The sequence below is a fragment of the Helicobacter cetorum genome (assembly GCF_900198405.1).
Lineage (GTDB): Bacteria > Campylobacterota > Campylobacteria > Campylobacterales > Helicobacteraceae > Helicobacter > Helicobacter cetorum_C.
In genome coordinates this window covers 1-6,872 of the sequence record NZ_FZMR01000012.1, presented here as the reverse complement: position 1 = coordinate 6,872, position 6,872 = coordinate 1, and the positions used below count along the sequence as shown (strand labels likewise).

Here is a 6,872-nt window from a genome sequence, read left to right as displayed (position 1 = left end):
CGTTGCTTACTATCTGTTTTACTCTCTAAATGTTTTAAAAAATTCTCTTTATTGATAGCGCCATTAAAAGACTTTAAAAAGCCTTCTATGTCTATGTCTTTAGGAACGCTGATAGCATGCTCTTTTAAATTCTTGTTTAAATGCTCTAAAAAGTTCTCTCTGTCTTTAGGCTCTATGACTTTAAAAGGGCGTTTGTGGCTCTCTAGCTTTTGGCTTTCTCTCTTTCGTAAATAGCTTAAATAAGCGTTGTATTTCTCTTCTAATTTAGGGAGTAGGTTTATAATCTTATCGCTTAGATTAGTCCTTTCTCCACTTGCTAATGCAAGCTCGGCAAGATTAAATACATTCATTTCACTTAAAGCCTTCCCATCTCCAAACAAAGACTTACCAAAAACCTTGTTTAACTCTTCAGGGGCTTTTTTTAAAAACTCGTATAATTGCGAGCTTGGGTTTTCTAATCTCACAAATCTAGCTAAACTCACGCCTAAAATATCGCTTATCATTTCATCGTATAAATTAGGCATGTGCTTTATCATTTCGTTTATGCCGTTCTTATCTGTAGTAGAAATCATGTGTTCTAAGCTTTCATAAAGCTTGGTTAAATTCTTAGCTCTTATGCCACTATCTACGCTTTTAATCGTGCTATCTATCGCTCCTACTAAATAAGGGCTGATATTTAGGTTTTTTAATTCGGTGTTGTTTAAGAGATTATAAAAGCTCCCTGCATTTTCTACAAACATATCTTTTAAAGCCTTAAAGTCTTCAAAATTTAGTTGCTTGTGCGCTTTTTCTAAAACTTCGCTTAAAGAGTGGTTAGCATCGTTTTTAGCTACTTGAGTTAATAAAGCGAGATTAGCGCTTTCAATATCAGCAAGCTTTGAATCTTTTTCTAAATTTCTAGCCACTAGATTAGATAATTCTTCTACGCTTTCACTTTCTAATCTTTTAGGCAAGTCTTTTAATTTAGTGTCGTATTTGGCTAAGGCGCTTAAAACCTTATCGCCGTAGCTATTAGCTCTGTCTTTGTTACTATGAGCGGCTAGATTTATAATCTCTTTATCGCTTAAATCTTTACTAGGCATTCTAACTAATAATTCATCAGGTTGTAATTCTAGGTTGTAATGCTCTTTTATCGCTTGTTCATAAGCTTTCCTACTCTCTGTATTAAAGTTTATCATGCCTTGGGTTCTGTGGTTTCCTGCTATGATTTGCCCATCTTCTAAGATAATGGGTAAATCATCAAAACCCCCACGATTAAAGACTTTTTCAGGTTTAAAATTTTGGCTAATGTCTTTGATAGCTTGCTCGTTATAATGCGTTCGTGTTTGGGTTTGGCTAGGTTTAAAATTAGGCTTTAAATCTTTAGATTTAACGATAGCAAAATCTAAAGGATAGATTTCATCATCATTTAGGCTTACGCTAGATTTAGGGGCGTTTTCTAGCCTTTTAAAGGCTATCTTTTCGCCTTTGTTTATCTCTCTTTCATTTTCAGCCTTACCTAAAACGCTCTCTTTAGCCTCTCTTATCTCTTGTCTTTGCTTTTCTAATTCTAAGCTTTTAGCTTTAGCTTTTAATTCTTGTTCTTGTTCTTTTAAGGCTTGTTCGTTTAGTTTGGCTTGTTTTTCTTTATTAGCTTGGTCTAAAAGGCTTAGGTTTGTGGTAGAATTGTCGTTAGCAATATTGCTTAAACTACTCTCTTGTGATTGCGCGCTGGGCTTATAACCTAGAGGTTGCGGGTTCTTTAGGGTAGTTTCCTTATAAGATGCTCCGTCTTTATACTTTCCGTTCTCTTTAAACATAGTTACAAGATTTAAGCCGTTTTGTTTTTTACTAACTTGTTCTACTACTACAAAATATCCGTTAACTTGCTTATAGCTTAGTATCCTTTCGCCGTTATTAAAAGGTATGATTAGACTTTCATCAGCATTCTTTACGATGTTTTGATAATTAGCTACATCATCGTATGTTATTGGTGGTTGCTTGCTATGGATAGCGTTATTAGAATTGGTGCCATGATTTTTTAAAATATGTTTAATCGCATCGCTATCTATTAAAAACTTGGCTTCATCTTGGTATTTCAAACCTAGCTCTCTAGCTAGGTTGTTATCTAGCTTTTCAATGGCGATTTTATAATGGTTTTTTTCTAAAAACTCCACCACTTCAGGCGTGAAATTTTGCTCCCCTAAAATAGGCATGTCCTTGCCTTTGGAATGGCTATTTTTAATTACTTCTTTGATTTCATCATTATTGAGTTTAACACCGCTATAGTCTCTTGCTTGGGTGTTTAGGTTATTATTGTTTGGGTTTTCTTGGTATAGATTACTTGGCTCTGTATTCTGTGTTTCATTATGCGCCTTAGTTGGGTTTGTCTCTATAGCTTGCTTACTAGCTTGTGCGCTTTCTTGTTTAAAAGCTTGTTCGCTCTCTTCTTTGGTAGCTTTCAGGCTGCCTATAATCTCATCAATCAATTGATTAGTCTTATTAGTGAATTTAGATTTTTTAGCGCTTGCTTTGAGATTTTTAGCAAACTCTTCTACACTCTCGCTTCTTTCTAAGGCTTGCTTAATTGTTATTTTTTTGCTATAGTTTTAGCCGACATTAGCATTGTCAAGCATGTCTAGCACTCGGCTAATAACCGATGTTCAATCGCTATTCTGAGACTTTGCTAATGTCTTTCTATAAATTAAGCTATCCTTGTAATTACCTTTTGATTTATACATAGTCTTTAATGCTAGTTCATTCTTGGATTTCATTACCTGTTCTACTACCACGAAATAACCATTTACTTGGTTAAAGCTTACTATCACTTGTCTATATTGATTATCTCTTGATTTTAGAGTTTCGTTAGCATTTTTGGCTAATTCTCTATAGTTTGCTATATCCTTATATTCTAAATTTGGGTGGTCTTTTAGAACATGGTTAATCGCTTGATAATCAATAACCGCCCTTGCGTCTTTATGTGGTAAGCCTAAATATCCTATTGTGCTAGGTTCTAAATTTTCAACGGCTATACGCTTATGATTTTTTTGTATGTATTCTACTACTTGACTATCTAAATTGTTATCACCCAAAATCAACATGCTACTTCCAGTTCTTGGGCTTTTATCTATCAATTCTTTAATTTCATTAAAAGAGAGTTTAGGCATTGTTGTATCTTTAGGTTTGTTTTTAAAGACTTGATTATACGATGTTTCTTTATTGGTTGGATTAGAAACGCTCTCTTTAGCCTCTCTTATCTCTTGTCTTTGCTTTTCTAATTCTAAGCTTTTAGCTTTAGCTTTTAATTCTTGTTCTTGTTCTTTTAAGGCTTGTTCGTTTAGTTTGGCTTGTTTTTCTTTATTAGCTTGGTCTAAAAGGCTTAAATTTTGCGTTTCTGTGCTTGGCTCTTGTGTTTTAATGGTGTTTGTGGTAGGATTTATGGAAGTAGAGTTTTCAATAGAAGTAGCGCTTGGCTCATAACCAAAGTTTGAGCTACTTTGAGATTTCTCTATGGTTTCTTTATAAACCTTGCTATCCTTGTAATTACCTTTTGTTTTATACATCGTTTTTAGGATTAGCTCATTCTTTCCATTACTAACTTGTTCTACAACTACAAAAAATCCGTTCACTTGATTAAAACTAGTAAGAATGTTTTCATGGCCATTCTTAAGCTTAAAGGTCTCTTGGGCATTCTTAGCTAATTGTCTGTAGTTAGCTATATCATCAAGTTTAATATTGTTATGTCTCTTTAGAATATGGTTAATCGCTTGATAATCAATAACCGCCCTTGCGTCTTTATGTGGTAAGCCTAAATATTCTATTGTGCTAGGCTCTAAATTTTCAACGGCTACACGCTTATGATTTTTCTGTATGTATTCAACCGCTTCAGCGTTTAGGTTCTTATCCCCTAAAATTAGCATGCTAGAACCTGTGCTTGGGCTTTCATCAATAAGTTTTTTGATTTCATTAAAAGGTTTAATCGCTTGTTCTGTCTCGTTGTTGGCTTGTTTGGTGTTTGTCTCTATAGCTTGCTTACTAGCTTGTTTGCTCTCTTGTTTAAAAGCTAGTTCGCTCTCTTCTTTGGTAGCTTTCACACCACCTATAATCTCATCAATCAATTGATTAGTCTTATTAGTGAATTTAGATTTTTTCGTGCTTGCTTTGAGATTTTTAGCAAACTCTTCTACACTCTCACTTCTTTCTAAGGCTTGCTTTAAATGATACCTTAAAGCTGCACCTGCACTACTCTCATCAAAGCCTTTCCCTAAAACATAAATTTTAGGCATGGTTCTGTGGAAGGTGTTGATAAACCATTTCACGCCCGCATATTTTAAAAAGCCATCTATAGTAGTGGCTAGTCCTTGTCTGGGCTTGCCTGTAGTGGCGTTAGTGAGTTCATTAGCGATTTTGGCATCGTTTCTAAAGAGAGTATCAAAGCCCTTAGCAATATCAATAAAATCCTTAGCTCCTTTAGAAGTGAAGACATCATCTTTAAAATCTGCTAGGTTTTTAAAAAAGCTTTGAGAATCAAAGACTTTTAAACTATCGCTACTTTGCATGCTCTTTTGCATTAAAGAATTAAGCATGTTTAATTCTAAGACTTCCTTATTCTGCTCGCTTAAGCCTTTGGTTAAAACTTTAAAATTGCTTGTTTCGCCGCCTTGTCCCTTAGCGAGTTTTAATAAATTCTCTATAACTTCATCTTCGGTTTTTTTCTTAGAAAGGAGCTTAAATTCATCGCTTAGTTTTAGCGTGTCTTTCATTATCTTGTAATCGCTTATAGCGCTATCATAAAGCTTTGAAAACTTTTCATAAGCGCTTGTATTTTGCTTTAATAATTCAGTCGTAGCGTTTTGAATATCATCTTTGATAAAATTACCGACTTCTTTTTGAATATAGCCTTTAATGCTAGGGTCTTTTATGTTTCTTAAATAAGCGTTTATAGTGTTCTTAGCGTTGTGTAATTGGCTAAAATTCACGCCATTAGGGTTATAGATATTTCTTTCTAAATAATTAAGCATTTTTAAAGCGCTCTCTTCTAATTCGCCCTCTTTGTGTAAGTCTTTTCTAAACTTTTGATAACGGCTTAAATTTAAAATATCTTTTGAAGGCGTGATTTTATAGCTATCATCATAAACTTTAGCGATAACGCTATCTATCGCTTTAGTATAGCTTTCTTTAGTGCCTGTATCTAAATCGTTTAAAATGCCTTTAATATCGCTTTTTTGTAGGTTTAATTGGCTTAATTCGTTTTCTAAATTTTGAGTGGTTTTATTTAAAATATTTTTAAGCGTTAGATTAGCTTTGGGGCTTTCATTAGCCGCTTGGGTTAAAAAGGCGATGACATTACCTGTTTCATCAGCTCTTATAGCTTGTAAAAAGGCTTCTTGCTGCTCGCTGAATTTGTTTAATCTAATGCCTTCCATAATGGTATCATAGGCTTTGGTGGTTTTGCTCTCTTCGCCGTATTTGTTAGAAAAGTAGTTTCTAACGATGTTATCATCTTTGGGGTTTTGTAATTTAGCCTTTCCGCCGAAGTTTTGAGAAAACTTTTTAATCATCTCTTGGTCTTCTTTAGACATGCTATTTTCTATGATTTCAGCGGCTCGTTTGGTGTTTCCATTAAGCATTCTTTTAGCTAAACCATAGCCCCCACCTGTGGTTACATTTAAACCTAACTCGCCTAATTTAGCTAACGGCTTAACGCTGTTTTTAGCAAGCTTTCCTGCTCCTAAAGTCAAAGTATCGCCTGCTAAGCTTAATGCTCCTTCACTTAAAGCATGCTTTAAAATCTCGCTTACATTTTGCTCTCTATTTAATTGGTAGTTTGTAAGCATAGCATCTGTAGCACCCCCTGCGATAGCGCCTACACTACCGCCTAAAATACCACCCCCTAAAGCCCCTAAAATCCCTACATTTTTACCAATCTTAGCCCCTTGATAAGCGCCCGCTAGACTTCCTGCTAGAGAGAATTTATTATCAAAAATTGAGTTTAAAAAATTATCCACAAAGCCATCATTTATCTTATAGACTTTTTCGCCTTTAACTACAAATGGCTCATGTTTTTGATTATAAATCACATCATCAAAGCCTAAGCCCTTAGCAATGGTTTTAAACTCGTTTTTGTAATTTTCTCTTTGTTTTTCATCTTCAGCACTAAACATGCTAAAAAAGTCTTTATCACTTCTAATATTGTTAAAAGCATTCCAAGCTTTTTGAATCTCTTTAGTGGCTACTTTGGCTTTTTCTTTTTCTTTGAAGTCTTTTAATTGCTCTAGCTCGCTTTTGTCTGTGAAATAATCTATCGCATTGTTTAATAAGCCATTATCCGCTTTTATCAGCTCCTTATCACTCTGTGTTAATTCAGTGCTTTTTTTATCTAAAATAGCCTTTCTTTGAATGTCTTTGTTATAGTCTTCTTTGGCAATTTTAGTTTTATTGGTTTTTAAAGGATTAAAGATACTTGTTTCAGCCTTGTTGTAATAATCATCTTTTAAAGCTTTGGGTAAATTTTCATAATCTATTTTATTAGTGCTTGCTAAGTCTTTTAACTCCCCGATACTTTGTTCTCGCTTTTTAAAATCATCTGTTTGATAGCCTATAAAGCCTGCTAGTTGGTCTAATATGCCTAAGTCTTTAAGCTCTTTAGCTTTGGTGTCTAAGAGATTTAAAACTTCTTTTTTCTTAGCCTCAAAGTCGTTTAAGGGGGTTCTAGGTAAGTTAAAAGGGTTTGGCTTTTCAATAATAGGCTTAGTTTCTAACTCTTTAAGGGGCATTATAGGCTGATTTAAGGGGGTGCTTTTAGGGTTTAAAAGATTCTCTTGCATGCTCTTATCCTTTAAAAATAAACTAACTAGAATTAAAGCTAAAAACTAAAACACTTTTTAGGGTTA

Annotated in this window: 2 protein-coding genes; both read right to left on the bottom strand. The window is 34.2% G+C overall.

Going from position 1 to position 6,872, the window contains the following annotated elements; genetic code table 11:
* On the bottom strand, positions 1-2,468 hold a 2,468-nt coding region (locus C6H25_RS04345), incomplete at its 3' end, for a hypothetical protein (protein WP_104748238.1).
* A 174-nt stretch (positions 2,469-2,642) separates the two neighbouring features.
* The gene (locus C6H25_RS08855) at positions 2,643-6,806 is read right to left on the bottom strand and encodes a hypothetical protein (protein ID WP_233707328.1); all 4,164 of its coding nucleotides are present in this window, start codon (positions 6,804-6,806) and stop codon (positions 2,643-2,645) included.
* Between the last annotated feature and the right edge of the window lie 66 nt (positions 6,807-6,872).

Excerpts from the sequence above, each read along its gene's own strand:
- C6H25_RS08855 (WP_233707328.1), bottom strand. The coding sequence starts at position 6,806 with ATGCAAGAGAATCTTTTAAACCCTAAAAGCACCCCCTTAAATCAGCCT.